The organism is Gordonia sp. i37 (genome assembly GCF_002043085.1).
GTDB lineage: Bacteria > Actinomycetota > Actinomycetes > Mycobacteriales > Mycobacteriaceae > Gordonia > Gordonia polyisoprenivorans.
In genome coordinates this window covers 1-269 of record NZ_MVPX01000583.1, presented here as the reverse complement: position 1 = coordinate 269, position 269 = coordinate 1, and the positions used below count along the sequence as shown (strand labels likewise).

Below are 269 nucleotides of genomic sequence, written 5' to 3'. Positions count from 1 at the left end.
TGGGGTTCCCCCGAAAAAATGGACACGGTTAGCTTGATTGCTGACTTGCGTGCGAGCTGATCTCGAAGTCGATGGGTGAGATCATCCCTAACGAACTGTGCCTCCTGTCATGATTGTAGAATCGAATGTAATTGTCAAGTCCTGCAGTAAGATTCGCGCGAGTGGTGAAGGCGTGTCGCTTGTAGTATTCGTGCTTGACCGTCGACCACAACGACTCTGCGCCGGCGTTATCCCAGCAGATGCCGGTCTCGCCCATCGAGCGCAGCAAC

At 53.9% G+C, this 269-nt stretch carries 1 protein-coding gene; it reads right to left on the bottom strand.

Annotated features, from left to right (window positions below):
- Nucleotides 1-28 precede the first annotated feature (28 nt).
- A partial coding sequence (locus tag B1964_RS28220; RefSeq protein ID WP_216354295.1) for an integrase core domain-containing protein occupies nt 29-269 on the bottom strand: 241 nt, incomplete at its 5' end.